Here is a 14,906-nt window from a genome sequence, read left to right on the forward strand (position 1 = left end):
GCCCCTCATGACGATCTGGACACCGCAGGACGACGGCTTTGCCGATCTCAGCAGTCACGACACCTTTGCCTCTGGCGCGCCGCACAACACCTTTGCCCGGCTGCGCCGTGACGATCCCCTGCATTGGACGGAATATGAGGGGGGCGAAAATTTCTGGTCGGTGACCCGCTATGACGACATCACCCAGATGAACAAGAACACAGAGCTGTTTTCCTCGGCACGCGGAATCCGCATGGAGGATCAGAGCTATGAGGAATACCTGGCGCGCCGGACCTTTCAAGAGACCGACCCGCCGGAGCATTCCAAGGTGCGAATGAAGCTGATGAAGGCTTTCTCCAAGACCTCAATGGCGCAGTATGAGCAGGAAATTCGTGATATCTGCGCTGAGATATTGGATCCGGTGCTGGAAAGGGGCAGTTTTGATGCCACTAAGGAGATTGCTCGACAATTGCCGATGCGGATGCTGGGGCGCGTGGTCGGGCTGCCAGAAGCGGATCTGCCTTGGTTGGTCGAGAAAGGCGATGCGCTGATTGCCAATACCGACCCGGATTTCACCGCCCATGTCATGGATAAGCTGCAGACGGATGAATACCGGATGATGCCGTTTAACTCACCTGCCGGGGCGGAGCTCTATGTTTACGCCAAGGAGTTGATGGCGGATAAGGCAAAGGCGGGGGATACCTCTGGGGTGCTCAACATGATTTTGGAGCCTGCCAAGGATGGCTCTACCATCACTGAAACAGAGTTTCGCAATTTCTTTTGCCTCTTGGTGGCGGCGGGCAATGACACCACGCGCTATTCGATTGCTGCGGGCATTCAGGCCCTGTGCCATCAGCCCGAGCTTCTGGCGCAGATGCAGGCCGGGGGGGCGGTTTGGGAGACAGCGGCGGATGAGATTATCCGCTGGGCTACGCCTGCGCTCTATTTTCGCCGCACAGCGACGCGGGATGTTGAAATGCATGACAAACTGATCCGGGCGGGGGACAAGGTTTTGTATTGGTTCATCTCGGCCAATCGGGATGACAGCTATTTTCAAGATCCTTTCTGGGTCAATCTGATGCGCAGCCCCAATCGCCATCTGTCGTTTGGTCAGTTTGGTCCGCATGTTTGCCTAGGCATGTGGTTGGCCCGGCTGGAAGTCACGGTTCTGTTTCAGGAACTGGCGAAACGGATCAGCCATATCGAAGCTGCCGGAGAGCAGAAATTCCTGCGCTCCAATTTTGTTGGGGGCATAAAGTCATTGCCAGTGCGGGTCACACCGCGCTGAGTGTCGAACGGCGCTTGCCGCAGGGAAAAACCTGTGCCGCATAGGCGCTAAATATGTTAAGTAATGTGCAGCAGAAGCTGTGATCTCTTTATTGCAGCCGTGCCAATTCGATTTCTCCAGCCGGAAGGATTTTTGCCATGAAGACCCGCCTGCGCGCGATGTTTTGTGACCACCTCAGCATCATGCGGGGGAAATACCTGCCGAACTCCAAGATAGGCGATGGGGATACGCGGTTTTGCCGCTCCGTTTTTGGCACCCATTATGACCGCGATCTGCTGGATGCGCCGGGGTCTTTGGTCAAGCAGGGGATGCCGGATATGGAGTTGCGCTGGCAGCATGATGATATCCGCGACAGCTGGCATGCCTCGACCAAGGTTGTTCTGGGCGATCTTTATGATGTTGAGGGTGCGCCACTGTCGCTTTGCCCGCGGGGCGCGCTGAAACGTGCAGTTGCAGGCTGGCAAGCAAAGGGGCTGAGTCCAAAGGTTGGGATTGAGTTGGAGGCCTATGCGCTTCAAGCGGATGATCGAGGGCGGCTGATGCCCTATGATGCGCCCGGTGGCGTGGTCTATGGCACTGGGCCTTTCGCCGATCCTTTGAGGTTCAATGACCGGATCTGGGCCATGGCGGATGAGATGGGATTCTCGCTCGATATGATCACGGCTGAGTTTGATTCACCGCAGTTTGAATACACGCTGACCTTTGATGATGCGGTAAAGGCAGTGGACGACATTGTGTTGTTCCGCCTGATGGCGCGTGAGATTGCGTTGGAATACGGAATTGTTCTGACCTTCATGCCAAAACCCGTGGCCGAGGCCGGTGGTTCTGGCATGCACATCAACTTCTCTTTTGTGGATGAGGCTGGGGGCAATGCGCTTTCCTCGGGGCCGCGCGGCGGACCTGAACATATGAATGATCTGGCACGGGGCTGTCTGGCTGGCGTGTTGCAGCATCACAAAGGCCTTGCCGGGCTGATCGCGCCCACCGCGAACAGCTATATGCGGCTGCAGCCGGGGTCTTTGTCGGGCTATTGGCAGAATTGGGGCGGGGATCATCGCAATGTGACCACGCGGATCAGCTCTGAAGGTGGGGCCAAAGCGCGGCTGGAGCATAGGATGGCGGATGCCTCCTCTAATCCCTATACCGCTGTGGCGGCCGTTCTGCAGGCGTCATTGCTGGGCGTGGAGAAGGGCTATGAATTGCCTCCCATGGAGACCGGCGACGGATTTGACCGCACAGATGCGCGGGAGGGAACGGCGATTGATCTCAAGGGCGCGGTTGCGGATTTGGAGCGCGATACCGTTTTGTCAGAGGCAGTGGGAGCCGAGTTGGTTGCCAACCATGTGTTTATGAAGCGCAAGGAAGTGCGCAAGACCCGAGATCTGGAAGGGGACGGCATGCGGGATTTCTACGTTCATTTTGTCTGACGTAGGTTAGGAGGTGACTCGGTTGGGCTTGGTGAGGTGGGCGGGCTCTGCGATAGCCGCCGATCTTACCATATAGAACTGCAGCGCCGCGGAAGCGGCGCTACGAGAAGCAGCGGGCCTGAAGCAAATGCTTCGGGCCCGCCATGGTATCTGGTGGCAGCCGACCCATGGTCGGCTGCGGTGGCGCCTGTGGCAGGCCTAGCTTGCAGCCGAGAAACCGGCGTCCAGGGCAGAGAGGATGCCCTGAACGTCCTGCGAGCTGAGAACCAGCGGCGGCGACAGAATGATATTGGGGCCGGAGACGCGCACCATGGCGCCGTTTTGATAGGTGACCTCTTGCAGAACAGCCGTGGTCTTTTTGTCTGCGGCTGCCTTGCTGTCGCGATCTGCAACCAGCTCCATAGCGCACATCAACCCATGGCCACCGCGCACATCGCCAATCAACGTGTATTTGTCCTGTAGCGCCAGCAACCCCTGATGCAGCTCTTTTCCCCTGGCCGCCGCGTTTGTCGGCACATCCAGGCGCAGGGTTTCTTCCAAACAGGCCAGAGCGGCCGCGGCGCCAACCGGATGGCCGGAATAGGTATAGCCGTGACCAATGGCAGCCCGCCCGGTTTCATCCTGCTCAAATACCTCTGCCACCGCATCCGCGATCATCACTGCGCCAAAGGGGAAATAGCCATTGGTGATGGCCTTGGCAGTGCACATGAAATCAGGCTGCACCCCCCAATGCCGCGAGCCGCTCCAGGACCCAGTACGCCCAAAGGCGGTGATAACCTCATCAGCAATCAACAAGATGCCATGTTTGCTACAGATCTCCCGCACGCCGGGCATAAAGCTTTCATGCGGCGGGATGACACCTCCAGCGCCAAGGATCGGCTCCATGATAAAGGCCGCAATGGTGCCCGCGCCCTGAAAGGCAATCTCATCTTCTAGGGCCTGTAGGCAGAGCTGCGCCAGCCGTTCCGGGTCGCTTTCGTTAAAAGGATTGCGATAGGTGTAGGGCGCCGGAATATGGTGGCAGCCGGGCAAGAGCGGCTCATACTGGGTGCGGAAATTGGCATTGCCGTTGACCGAAGCCCCGCCCATATGGGTGCCGTGATAGCCCTTTTTCAGGCTGAGGAACTTGGTGCGACCCGCTTCGCCGCGCACCTTGTGGTATTGCCGGGCCAGGCGCAGGGCAGTTTCCACCGAATCCGAACCGCCAGAGGTGAAAAAGGCCCGGGTTAACCCGTCGGGGGCAAAGAAATCACGCAGCATCTCGGCCAGCTGGATCACCTGATCATTGCTGGTGCCGCGAAAAGTGGAATAATAGGGCAGCACGTCCAGCTGGGCGGCAATAGCGTCTTTGACGGGCTGGCAAGAGAACCCAAGATTGACGTTCCAGAGGCCGCCAACCGCATCAATCACCTCATGCCCATCCAGATCCTTGATCCGCACGCCTGATGCTGCGGTGATAATGGCAGGCGGGTTGGCCTGGCTGTCGGCAGGATGTGCCATAGGGTGCCAAAGCGATTTGGCATTATGTTCCTTTAGGAAGTTGGAATCTTTCATTGAGGAAACTCCTGATCAGGCCCTACGGGGGCCGGGGTATCTTGAAGAGAGGGGCGCTGGATCACGCGGGGATATTCTGCGGATAATCGGCGGGCGGGCTGCCGCCGATACGGTGGGTCAGCGCGGCTCCGGCGCGACGCAGGGCAGCGCGAATGGTCTCTTGCTGTTCCGGTGACATCCGTGAGGCAGGCGCGGCAACAGCCAGCGCCCCGATGGCCCTGCGATCTGCCCCAAAAATGGGCACTGCGTGGGAGTGCACCTCCAGTTCAAAGCTGCCCAGGGTATCCGATAATCCAGTCTCGCGGATCGCAGCAAGCTTGGCGCGGATCTCATCCGGGTCCACCAAGGTCATGCTGGTATGGGCCTTCAGGGGCTGGGCTAAAACCTGTTCAACAAATTCGGGATCGGCATAGGCCAGAATCGCCAGGCCGGAGCTTGTGGCGTGGTAGGTCACGGTCTGGGCGTCCTCCATGGTGACCTTGGTGGCGTGACTGGGGGAATAGGCATGGCTGAGGGTCTGCACATGAGTCTCATGCCCCAGCGAGACATGGGTGGTTTCGCCGGTTTCATCGCTGAGTTCGCGCAGAACCCGACGCGAGACTGAGAGGATCGGCGTAGAGGCTTCGCGCAGGGCTGCCAGATGCAGAACCTGCGGCCCCAGCCGGTAGGCCCGGTCATTTTCGCTCTGCTCAACAAAGCCTGATTCTTGCAACTCGCCCATGAGGCGATAGACCGTGGCCTTGTTCATGCCCGAAAGGCGAGTGAGGTCACTCAGCCCGACTTCGGTCCGATCAGGTGCGAAATAGCTTAACAATTTAAGGGCTTTACTGACGGTTCCCATCTGCCGCTTTGATCTCCGTTTGACCATTTGTTGGATGCGCGTTTGGAAAAACAAACGCCCGAGTTGATATTTTGTTGACAGATAAGCGGGTGGGCTGTCAATCTAAATTCAAACCAACGGTTCAAATAATGAACCACTTGCTGAAACCACAGCACCAACCGGGAGACTGAAATGAAACTGACCCATCTCGTGAAAGGCACCGCAGCAGCGGTGGCTCTTGGCCTCAGCGCCGCGGCCGCGCAGGCGGAATACCCAGAAAAGCCCGTGAGCTTTATCGTGCCCTGGCCTCCCGGTGATCTGGAGGATGTGCTGACGCGGATGATCGCGGATGACTTCCAGGCCGAATACGGCGTAGCTGCGGCTGTGGTGAATAAGCCCGGCGGTGGTGGCGGGCCCTTCCCTGGCGCCATTGAGGTGGCCAATGCGCCCGCCGATGGCTACACAGTGGGCTCCTTTGTGATCGGGGTGCCTGTCATGGGTCACCAGATCGACATTCCGCCGCTGACACCCGAAAAGTTCGACCCGCTTGGGATCTTCCTTACCTACCCCTTTGTCATCGCAACTGCAGCAGATGCCCCCTATTCCACAATGGAAGAGCTGGCGGCGCACGCCAAGGAAAACGACGTGGCGCTGGGCCATTTTGGGGATGTTCTGACACCAACCCAGGTGACCAAGGCCTTTGCAAAGAACGCCGGTTTTGAGTGGGGGTCTGATGCGGCTTTTGATGCGCTGGATTGCAACACACTGGCCTCGGGCGATGCGGATGTGATCAACACCACCCTGCAGCTGATCCTGCCCTGCCTGGATCAGGTCAAGGTGCTGGTGTCGATCACGGATGAGCGTATCCCGCTGGTCCCGGATGCCCCCGCCATTGGTGAGCTGGACGCGAGCCTCAATATCGCCCTGTGGAATGGGTTGTTTGTGGCCAAGGACACGCCACAGGATGTGCGCGAGAAAATCATCGCCGTGGCGCAGAAAACCATGATGAGCGAACGCGCGCAGGCCGTAGCCGCGGAAACCGGGGCGCTGGTGTATTGGCAGAGCGCCGATGACAGTGCCGCCCGTGTGGCGACGGATATTGCCACCATGGCCAAAATCGGTTCGATCCTGGAGTAAGCCTCCACTCCTCTTGCCGGGGCCCGTTGTGGCCCCGGCTCCCGTTCCAGCGCGAAAAAGATCCTTCACATGACCACCGAACGAGAACGCCGCTTTGTTGGCCCCCGGCGCGGACAGCTGGTTTTTGCCCTCGTGTTCCTGACCCTGTCGGTGCTGCTTCTGGCGCTGATCGGCGAGCAGACCACCTGGGTCAAAAAGGCCAAGCTCTTTGCCCAGCCCCGGTTCTGGCCGGCCGTCAGTCTGGGCGGCATGGTGCTGCTTGGGGCTTTGCATTTTTACCAGCTGCCCTGGCGACGGGCCTCGCGCTATGACCTCTGGGAAGCCCGGCAGTGGGGGCGCAGCGCTGAATATGCGCTCTGGTTCATGGGCTATGTGTTTTTGGTGCCCCTTATTGGCTATCTGCCTGTGACCCTGGTCTTTGTGCCGCTGCTGGCGCGGCGCATGGGCTATCGCGGGAAATTCATGATGGGCATCAGCCTCGGTTTTGCCTTGATGGTTGTGGTGCTGTTCAAAGGCATCCTGGCGGTCAAAATCCCTGGTGCGCTGCTCTATGAGGATCTGCCGGGCGCTTTGCGCAATTTCTTTATCCTGTATCTCTAGGCCTCGGGGTTTCTGATGGATCTTATCCTCTCTGCAATCGACATCCTGATGCGCTGGGACGTGGCGCTGGCACTGCTTGCAGGTTCAGTTGGCGGTGTTCTGATTGGCGCGATCCCCGGCGTTGGCCCGGCGGTGGCGATTGCCATTCTGCTCCCTGCGACCTTTTCCATGGACCCAATTGTGGGCCTGACGGTGCTGTTGGGGATCTATGGATCGTCGATGTATGGCGGTGCCATCCCCGCGATCCTCATCAACACGCCGGGCACCGCCGTCAATGCGTTGACCACCTATGATGGCTATCCGATGACCGCTCGGGGCGAGCCGCGCCGCGCGCTGAGCCTCGCCTATTCCGCCAGCTTCTTTGGCGGGGTGTTTTCCGTCGTCTGCCTGATCCTCTTTGCACCGGTTCTGGCCAAGGTGGCGCCGATGTTTGGCAGCCGTGAGATCTTCCTTGCCGCGCTCTTAGGGCTGATCCTGGTTGTGGTTGCCCATCGTGGCCAGGCCTTGATTGCCGGCGCGCTGGCCTGTCTGGGGATCTTTCTCAACACCATCGGCATGGAGCCGGTGAAATACACCCAGCGCTACACCTTCAATCAGGACTTTCTGGGCGGCGGCGTGAACCTGATCGTGGTGGTTCTGGGTCTGTTTGCGCTCAGCCAGGCCTTTGTGCTGCTGATGGATGAGGACGAAAAGGTGCATGTGACCAAGCTGCGCGGCGGCATGTTCCAGGGCCTGCGCGAGCTGACACGCCATCCACGCGTCACTGCCGTATCAGCCAGCTTTGGTGCCCTGATGGGGATGATCCCCGGCGTTGGCGAGTTCACCGCCCAGTTCATGTCCTATACCTACGCACAGAAGACCTCAAAACGGCCACAGGACTTTGGCAAAGGCTCCTCCGAAGGGCTGATTGCTGCCGAGACCGCCAATAACGCCGTGCCCGCCGCCGCGATGGTGCCACTATTGGCATTGGGCATCCCCGGCGAGGCGCTGACGGCCATGATGCTGAGCGTGTTCTACGTGCATAATGTGGTGCCGGGGCCGGGCCTGTTCCAGAACGATATGGATTTTGTTGTCGCGCTCTACCTGGCGCTGCTGATCCTCAATGTTCTGGTGCTGGGTTTTCTGCTCTTTGCCACCCGGGCCTTGGTTCAGGTGGTGAAGATTCCCAATCGCTTCCTGGGGGTCTGTATCCTGACGCTGAGCTTTGTCGGCGTCTACTCCCTGCGCAACTCCGCTACGGATTGCTTGATTGCCGCGGGCTTTGGTCTCTTTGGCTTTATTCTTAAACGCCTGTCTTTGCCGGCAGTGCCGATCATCCTCGGGATGGTTCTGGGCGGCATCATGGAGGTCAAGCTGCGTTCGGGCATGGCTCGGGTCAAAGAGCCGCTGGACTTCATCAACCGACCGATATCGTTCATTCTTTTCACTATCATCATCTTGGTTCTTGCGAGTCATATCCTGCGTGTCTGGCGCGATCGCAAAGAACTGAAGGAGGCCGAATGGCAGACCAAAACCGCATCAACCAGCTTCGGAAAGCTGATGTCGCGCCGCAAAAACTCTTTCTTGAAGGATCGTGGCAAGGAGGTTCGGGGACGCCACTCGAAGTTACTTCGCCGATTGAAGGGGCTGTTCTGACCTCAATTGAGGGCGCCTCTGCAACAGATGTTGAACGCGCTGTCGCCTCGGCGCGGCGGGCATTTGAGGATGGCCGCTGGGCGGGGCAGTCCCCCGCCGCACGTAAAAAGGTGCTGCACCGGATTGCCGATCGGATCGAGGCCGAGGCGGTGGAACTTGCGGTGCTGGGCGTGCGGGACAATGGCACCGAATTCAATATGGCCTTGAAAGCCGAGCCAGGATCGGCCGCCGGGACCTTTCGCTACTACGCTGAGGCGCTGGACAAGGTGGCAGGCGAGGTAGCGCCAACCCAGGCCGATGTCCTGGGTCTGGTGCATCGCGCGCCTGTTGGGGTGGTTGGGGCCATTGTCCCCTGGAACTTTCCGCTGATGATCGGCGCCTGGAAATTGGCACCGGCCCTGGCCATGGGCAATTCCGTGGTGTTGAAACCGGCGGAGACGGCGTCCCTGACTCTGCTGCGTCTGGCGGAGATCTGCGTCGAATGCGGCTTGCCAGACGGGGTGTTCAATGTGGTGACCGGCTCTGGTGCAGAGACCGGCGCGGCCTTGGCGATGTCCATGGGGGTTGATGTTTTGACCTTTACCGGCTCGGGTGGCACTGGGCGCAAATTGTTGGAGGCCTCAGCGCGCTCTAACCTCAAGCGTTGCTATCTGGAACTGGGGGGGAAATCCCCCAATATCGTCTTTGCCGATGCGCCGGATTTGGCCAAGGCCGCCAAGGTCTCGGCCATGGGGATCTTTCGCAATTCAGGCCAGGTCTGCGTCGCCGGGTCGCGCTTGCTGGTTGAGGCTTCGATTCATGATGAATTTGTGGGGCTAGTGAAAGCTGAAGCCGAGGCGCTGATCGTGGGGGACCCTTTGGATCTGGGCAGCCAGATAGGCGCAGTGAACTCCGAGGATCAGCTGCGGCGCAATCTCTCCTTTATAGATATGGCCCGTGCAGAGGGCGGCCAGGTGGTGACTGGCGGGTCACGTATTTTGGAAGAGACCGGCGGAAGCTATATGGCGCCCACTATTGTCACCCATGTGGCGCGTGATCACGCATTGTTCCAGCGCGAGGTCTTTGGGCCGGTTTTATCCGTCACCACATTTGAGAGTGAGGCCGAGGCTTTGAGCCTGGCGAATGGCACGGATTTTGGTTTGGCCGCCGGGGTCTGGACCGCTGATTTGTCGCGGGCCCATCGCATGGTTGCGGGTATCCGGGCCGGGGTCGTGCATGTGAATACCTATGGCGGCGCTGACAATACGGTGCCTCTGGGCGGCGTCGGGCAGTCTGGCAATGGGCACGACAAATCCCTGCATGCCTTGGACAAATATGTGGACTTAAAAACCGCTTGGATCCAGCTGTGAAACAGGTTTTGCGGGGCAAAACCTGTGGCCTCCGGCGGGAATATTTGGAGAAAGATGATGACGGGGCCTATGTGTGTCGTTGCGGGAGGGTGAATTGATGCAGGCAAAAACGATATTGGTTGCGGGGACCTATGATACCAAAGACGATGAGTTGCACTATCTGGAAGAGGTGATCCGGGCGCAGGGCGGTAACATACTGTCGATGGATGTGAGCGTCCTGGGGGATCCAAGTCAGCCTGCGGATGTCAGCAAACATCAGGTGGCAGAAGCCGGGGGCAGCTCGATTAATGCGGCCATTGCATCGGGCGATGAAAACACAGCGATGCAGATCATGGGGGCCGGGGCCGCCGCCAAAGCGATGGATCTGTACCGCGCGGGGCGTATTGATGGGGTGATTGTGCTGGGCGGCACCATGGGCACCGATCTGGCGCTGGATCTCTGCGCGGCCTTGCCGGTTGGGGTGCCAAAATATGTGGTCTCCACTGTGGCTTTTTCGCCGCTGATGCCGCCCGAGCGCATCCCAGCGGATGTGCAGATGATCCTGTGGTCCGGCGGGTTGTATGGGTTGAATTCCATCTGTAAGGCCGCGCTAAGCCAGGCGGCAGGGGCGGTCTTGGGCGCTGCGCGTGCGGTTGAGGCACCGCGCCGAGAGCGGCCTTTGATCGGCATGACCTCCTTTGGCAAGACGGTGCTACGATATATGGTGACGCTGAAGCCTGCGCTGGAAGCGCGTGGATTTGAAGTTGCCGTCTTTCATGCCACCGGCATGGGCGGGCGCGCCTTTGAGAGCCTGGCCCGTGAGGGGGCCTTTGCTGCGGTGATGGATTTTGCCCCGCAAGAGGTTTCCAATTATCTGTTTGGCGGTCTTTCGGCCGGGATGGGGCGATTGACCCATGCGGGGCGGGCGGCAATTCCGCAGCTGGTGGCACCGGGCTGCTATGATCTGGTGGATTTTGTGGGCTGGCAGGGGGTGCCTGCGCAGCTGCAGGGGCGTCCGATCCATGCGCACAATCGCTTGCTGTCTTCGGCGGTTCTGGAGGCAGATGAGCGTCGCATCGTGGCGCGGGAAATCTGCACGAAACTGGCCCAGGCCCAGGCGCCGGTGGCCCTGTTCCTGCCGAACCAGGGCTGCAATGAGTGGGACCGTCCAGGCGGCGAGCTGCATGATGCCGAAGGGTTGCAGGCCTTTTGTGACGAAATGCGCAAGTGTTGCCCCGAGACTGCTGAGCTGACCGAGTTGGACTGTCACATCAATGACGCGGCCTTTTGTGATAGGGTGCTAGAGGTTTTTGACAGCTGGATCGCCAGTGGCATCGTCAAAGCCAAGGGTTAAGGCACGCATTTTCCGGCGGGCCAGGTGCCTGTTGGCCCATTGCCCTAGGGGCTGTGACGCTGACGCAGGCAAAGCGCCGGAAAAAGGAAGGAGGGGACAGGGGCCGAGCGCCGCTGTCCTTTTTCTTTGCCCGGCAGACATCGTCTCTGTCTGGTGCTTTCCGCAGTGCGGCATTTACCCAGCGTTGCGCAAGTTTGTTGCTTGATCACTGCGGGACTCTTGCCTAGTGTGCCTGCAATCTTGTGGAATGCAGTTCTGCATAATGGAATTTTGTGGAGCGCCTCCCCTCTCTATCAAAGTGAATTGGAGAGAGGGGCCTGTGACGCAGGGTTCTGTATCGCCGGATCGCACAGGGGCTTGGCGCTGAGACATTGCCTGTGTTGAGATTGAAAAAACAATGAGAGCCGGACGGGGAGACAGCCTGGCCTGGCCGACCGAAGAGAGGAAATTCGGATGACGGATGCCATTGGATTTGAGCGCATCGGAGATATCGCGGTTCTGAAAGCACAGAACCCGCCGGTGAATGCGCTGGGTTTTGATATTCGCGAAGGCCTGCTGGCCGGGATTGAGCGGGCCGAAAAGGATGGTGCCAAGGCAGTTCTGATCTATGGCGAGGGGCGCACCTATTTTGCCGGGGCAGACATCACAGAATTTGGCAAGCCGCCACGGGGTATCTTTCTGCCTGACCTTTGTGCCCGCATTGAAGCCTCTCCTTTGATTGTGGTCTCTGCCCTGCATGGCACGGCGCTCGGCGGCGGGTTGGAGGTTGCTCTGGCTTCGCATTACCGAATTGCGGTGCCCTCAGCCCGTGTTGGACTGCCGGAAGTCCTGATCGGTGTGATGCCTGGTGCCGGTGGGACGCAGCGCCTGCCACGCTTGATTGGTGTAGAGGCCTCTGTCGATGTCATCACTTCGGGCCGCCAGGTCGGCGCCAAGGAAGCCCTGGAGCTGGGCATTCTGGATCGTATCGAAGAAGGAGAGCCGCGAGAGATCGGTTTGGCCTATACGCAGGAACTGTTGGAGAGTGGCGCCACGCGTCGTCCCGTCAGCGAGATGTCCGCGCCAGAGGCGGTTGACTTTGACGCGCTCTATGAAAAGGTTCTGAAAAAGGGCCGGGGCCTACTGGCACCCGCCGTAGCGGTGCGCGGAATTCAGGCCTGCTGTGAGCTGCCCTTTGATGAGGGCATGAAGCGCGAACGCGAACTGTTCATGGAACTGATGAACACAGACCAGCGTCAGGGCATGATCCATGCCTTTTTCTCCGAGCGTGCGGTCAGCAAGCTGCCCGAGCTGAAGTGTGTTGCGCCGCGCGAACTGGGCTCAATTGGTGTCATCGGTGGCGGCACCATGGGGGCGGGCATTGCCACGGCGGCGCTGCTGTCGGGTCTGCCCGTTGTGATGTTGGAGATGACCGAGGCGGCGGCAGAGGCTGCCAAGGGGCGGATCACTGGCAACCTGCAAGGCGCTTTGAAGCGGGGCAAGATCTCTGAGGCGCAGTTCACCCAGCTCACCGAAGAAATCCTGACCCTGTCCACGGATTACGCGGCTCTCAGCGATGTGGATCTAGTGATTGAGGCTGTCTTTGAAGAGATGAGCGTCAAGAAGGTGGTCTTTGGAAAACTCGACGAGGTTTGCAAGAAGGGCGCGATCCTGGCTTCGAACACCTCCTACCTGGATGTGAACGAAATTGCCGCCTGCACCTCGCGCCCCGAAGATGTGATCGGGCTGCATTTCTTCTCGCCTGCTCATGTGATGAAGCTGTTGGAGATTGTTGTTGCTGACAAAACCGCGCTGGATGTGGTTGCAACGGGTTTTGCGCTGGGGCAGCGGCTGAAAAAGATCTCGGTGCGCGCCGGGGTTTGCGATGGCTTTATCGGCAACCGCATTCTGTCGACTTATCGCAGGGCTGCAGATCACATGATCCTGGATGGGGCCTCGCCCTATCAGATCGACAAGGCGCTGACGGATTTTGGTTTTGCCATGGGCCCCTTTGCGGTGGCCGATTTGGCAGGGCTCGACATCGGTTGGGCCATGCGCAAACGCAAGCGGGCCGAGGGCATGGACCCGCGCGAACGCGACAGCTCCTATGTCGACAAGATGTGTGAGGCCGGCAACTTTGGTCAGAAGACCGGCAAGGGCTATTATGTCTACGAGGCGGGCAAGCGTGGCGGGACGCCAAATCCGGAAGTGTCGGATCTGATTGCGGCCGAGCGTGCTGACAAGGGGATCACCCCGCGCAGCTTTACCGATGAGGAAATCGTCACCCGCTATATGGCCGCAATGGTCAATGAGGCTGCCAAAGTGGTGGGCGAGGGCATCGCCCGGCGTCCGCTCGATGTCGATATGACGCTGCTCTTTGGTTATGGCTTCCCACGCTATCGCGGTGGGCCGCTGAAATGGGCGGATATCGAAGGCCTGGACAAGGTGTTGGCGACAATCAAAGCAGGCGCCGAGGAAGACTCTTATTTCTGGGATCCCGCGCCGCTCTTGGAAAAACTGGTGGCCGAGGGCCGCACATTTGACGATCTCAACAAGGAAAACAGCTGATGAAACAAGTCGTTATTGTCTCCGCTGCCCGAACTGGTCTGGCTAAGTCCTTCCGTGGCTCTTTCAACATGACGCATGGGGCCACCATGGGCGGCGCGGCTGTAGAAGCCGCCGTTGCCCGAGCCGGGATCGAGGCCGCTGAGATCGAGGACTGCATCTTTGGATGCGGCACGCCGGAAGGCGAGACTGGCGCCAATATCGCGCGCCAGATTGCCCTGCGTGCAGGCATGCCAGTGACCACATCGGGCCTGACCGTGAACCGGTTCTGCTCGTCCGGTTTGCAGTCCATCGCCCTGGCTGCGCAGCAGATCATCTGCGAGGGGGCAGGGCCCATGGTTGCCGGTGGGGTGGAGAGCATCTCGATGGTGCAGCCCAAGGCGCGCTCGGTCAAAGAGGCCTGGTTGGCGGAACACAAGCCGGCAACCTACATGACCATGATCGAAACCGCTGACATTGTGGCACAGCGCTACGGCATCAGCCGTGAAGATCAGGACGCCTACGGGCTGCGCAGCCAGCAGCGCATTGCGGCGGCGCAAGAGGCCGGGCTGTTCGCAGATGAGATCGTCCCGATGCACACCACAATGGCGGTTAAAGACAAGGAAACCGGTGAAATCTCGATGAAGGAAGCACTGGTGGACCGGGATGAATGCAACCGTCCCACAACGACGTTGGACGGGTTGAGTGGCCTGGCGCCAGTGCGTGGTGAAGGCAACTTCATCACCGCGGGCAACGCCAGCCAACTGTCAGACGGTGCCGCAGCGGTGGTGCTGATGGACAGCAAAGAGGCCGAACAACGCGGGATAGAGGCGATGGGTGCCTTCAAAGGTTTTGCCGTTGCAGGCTGCGAACCCGATGAGATGGGCATTGGTCCGGTCTTTGCGGTGCCACGCTTGCTGGAACGCCATGGTCTGACCGTGGATGACATCGATATCTGGGAGCTGAACGAGGCCTTCGCCAGCCAGGCGCTGTACTGCCGCGACCGGCTGGTGATCGACGACGAGAAGTGCAACGTCAACGGTGGCTCCATTGCCATCGGCCACCCCTTTGGCATGACCGGTGCACGGATGACCGGCCATATCCTGCGGGAAGGCAAACGGCGTGGCGCCAAGCTGGGCGTTGTCACCATGTGCGTCGGTGGCGGCATGGGCGCCGCAGGCCTGTTCGAGATCTACTGATCTAAAGCGTTAAACTAACAAGGGAGCGCCCAAACGACCCATCGAGGGTCGCATGGGCGCGC

The 14,906-nt window shown here is 59.5% G+C and carries 11 protein-coding genes; 9 read left to right on the top strand and 2 right to left on the bottom strand.

Annotated features, from left to right (window positions below):
* Positions 1–7 precede the first annotated feature (7 nt).
* Both AN476_RS05235 and AN476_RS05240 read left to right on the top strand, forming a co-directional pair.
* Entirely contained in the window at positions 8–1,267 is a 1,260-nt protein-coding gene (locus tag AN476_RS05235) for a cytochrome P450 (protein ID WP_054459925.1), read from the top strand.
* A 137-nt stretch (positions 1,268–1,404) separates the two neighbouring features.
* The gene (locus AN476_RS05240; RefSeq protein WP_054459926.1) at positions 1,405–2,694 is read left to right on the top strand and encodes a glutamine synthetase family protein; all 1,290 of its coding nucleotides are present in this window, start codon (positions 1,405–1,407) and stop codon (positions 2,692–2,694) included.
* Between the two features lie 198 nt (positions 2,695–2,892).
* Here the strand turns inward: AN476_RS05240 and AN476_RS05245 are convergent, their stop codons facing one another.
* Both AN476_RS05245 and AN476_RS05250 read right to left on the bottom strand, forming a co-directional pair.
* Positions 2,893–4,248: an aspartate aminotransferase family protein gene (locus AN476_RS05245; protein WP_054459927.1), complete on the bottom strand. Its 1,356-nt coding sequence runs from the start codon at positions 4,246–4,248 to the stop codon at positions 2,893–2,895.
* A 61-nt stretch (positions 4,249–4,309) separates the two neighbouring features.
* Positions 4,310–5,089: an IclR family transcriptional regulator gene (locus tag AN476_RS05250; RefSeq protein WP_054459928.1), complete on the bottom strand. Its 780-nt coding sequence runs from the start codon at positions 5,087–5,089 to the stop codon at positions 4,310–4,312.
* A 171-nt stretch (positions 5,090–5,260) separates the two neighbouring features.
* Here AN476_RS05250 and AN476_RS05255 point away from each other — a divergent pair, with 171 nt between their 5' ends.
* From AN476_RS05255 to AN476_RS05280, 7 genes are all read left to right on the top strand, one after another.
* Positions 5,261–6,205: a tripartite tricarboxylate transporter substrate-binding protein gene (locus AN476_RS05255; RefSeq protein ID WP_054459929.1), complete on the top strand. Its 945-nt coding sequence runs from the start codon at positions 5,261–5,263 to the stop codon at positions 6,203–6,205.
* A gap of 69 nt (positions 6,206–6,274) precedes the next feature.
* Complete coding sequence (locus AN476_RS05260; protein ID WP_054459930.1) at positions 6,275–6,805, top strand: tripartite tricarboxylate transporter TctB family protein; 531 nt, start codon at positions 6,275–6,277, stop codon at positions 6,803–6,805.
* Between the two features lie 15 nt (positions 6,806–6,820).
* The gene (locus AN476_RS05265) at positions 6,821–8,440 is read left to right on the top strand and encodes a tripartite tricarboxylate transporter permease (protein ID WP_054459931.1); all 1,620 of its coding nucleotides are present in this window, start codon (positions 6,821–6,823) and stop codon (positions 8,438–8,440) included.
* Positions 8,422–9,789 carry an aldehyde dehydrogenase family protein gene (locus AN476_RS22345; protein WP_083464249.1) on the top strand — a complete coding sequence of 456 codons (1,368 nt, stop codon included), beginning with the start codon at positions 8,422–8,424 and terminating at the stop codon, positions 9,787–9,789. The genes AN476_RS05265 and AN476_RS22345 overlap by 19 nt, the downstream gene beginning before the upstream one ends.
* Positions 9,790–9,886: 97 nt before the next feature.
* Complete coding sequence (locus AN476_RS05270) at positions 9,887–11,122, top strand: Tm-1-like ATP-binding domain-containing protein (protein WP_054459983.1); 1,236 nt, start codon at positions 9,887–9,889, stop codon at positions 11,120–11,122.
* A 453-nt stretch (positions 11,123–11,575) separates the two neighbouring features.
* Entirely contained in the window at positions 11,576–13,669 is a 2,094-nt protein-coding gene (locus AN476_RS05275) for a 3-hydroxyacyl-CoA dehydrogenase NAD-binding domain-containing protein (protein WP_054459932.1), read from the top strand.
* Entirely contained in the window at positions 13,669–14,844 is a 1,176-nt protein-coding gene (locus AN476_RS05280; protein WP_054459933.1) for an acetyl-CoA C-acyltransferase, read from the top strand. The genes AN476_RS05275 and AN476_RS05280 overlap by 1 nt, the downstream gene beginning before the upstream one ends.
* Positions 14,845–14,906 lie beyond the last annotated feature (62 nt).

The sequence above is a fragment of the Phaeobacter sp. 11ANDIMAR09 genome, from assembly GCF_001294455.1.
Classification (GTDB): Bacteria; Pseudomonadota; Alphaproteobacteria; order Rhodobacterales; family Rhodobacteraceae; genus Pseudophaeobacter.